This is a genomic window from Thalassotalea sp. G20_0, from assembly GCF_017744175.1.
Taxonomy (GTDB): Bacteria; Pseudomonadota; Gammaproteobacteria; order Pseudomonadales; family Endozoicomonadaceae; genus Endozoicomonas.
Genome location: NZ_JAGHQV010000263.1, coordinates 1 through 965, shown reverse-complemented (window position 1 = coordinate 965; position 965 = coordinate 1). Strand labels below are relative to the sequence as shown.

2 protein-coding genes are annotated in these 965 nt (G+C 55.2%); both read left to right on the top strand.

What is annotated here, in order from left to right:
• A partial coding sequence (locus J7438_RS25955; RefSeq protein WP_209278923.1) for a hypothetical protein occupies window positions 1-363 on the top strand: 363 nt, incomplete at its 5' end.
• The gene (locus J7438_RS25950; RefSeq protein ID WP_209278922.1) at window positions 360-899 is read left to right on the top strand and encodes a hypothetical protein; all 540 of its coding nucleotides are present in this window, start codon (window positions 360-362) and stop codon (window positions 897-899) included. The genes J7438_RS25955 and J7438_RS25950, both read left to right, overlap by 4 nt.
• Window positions 900-965 lie beyond the last annotated feature (66 nt).

Here is a 965-nt window from a genome sequence, read left to right as displayed (position 1 = left end):
AAGCTGGAGGGGCAGAACGGGGCATTTTATCGCAATAGCAGCAATCAGAACGCCGGAACCCTGCCCGCTGCCCGTATGCCCCGTTATCGGGTGATCACTGCCAACACCACATTGAGCCATGGGGACAAAGCTTTGGTGGATATGACGGGTGGTAATGTCACTGTCACTCTGCCCGCCTCACCCTCAGCGGGGATGTGCGTTTCGGTGATGGATGCCGCCGCCCTGGCCGATGCCAAAAGCCTCACCGTAGGCCGGAACAGTCAGCCCATCATGGGGCTGATGGAGGATGTGGTGTTTGATGTACCGGGGTATAAGGCGGATTTTGTCTATCTGAACTCAACCCGAGGCTGGGTGGTGGCATGAGCATTCTTTCGGATTTATTGCCCACACTCCCGGGCAGTGGTGGAGGTGGTCCGGTGACTGTCAACACCATCAGCGAGATCCAAAGCGCCAGTGAGGGCCAGACGGTGTTTGATATGGCTCAGGTCAGCTATCGCCCGGGCTATGACGATCTTGTGCTTCATATCAACGGCATCACCCAGGCCATGAATGCCGGAACTTACATCGAAAACAACAGCCAGCGGGTAACGCTAAAAGCCCCGCTAGACCAGGCTGATGAGATCAGTTTTTCGGTAATCCGGGCCGAGGAGGAGAACGCCAGTTTCCGCACTTATTCCGAACAACAGACCGCCACCGCTGGCCAGACCGATTTTGAACTGTTGCAAATTAAATACCGGTTTGGTTATCAGGATCTCACCGTGGTGATCAATGGCGTCACCCAGGGACGATCCGCCAACCGCTACACCGAAACCAGCAGCGGAACCCGGGTGATTCTTGCCACCGGGCTGAATGCCGGGGATGAGGTCTGTTTTGTGATTGTCAGGCTGCTTCAGGTTTAACAGGTTTACTTATGAATGACTTAACCAAGGTCAGAAAATCGGTGATGGAGGAGGCCCAGGTTCTGC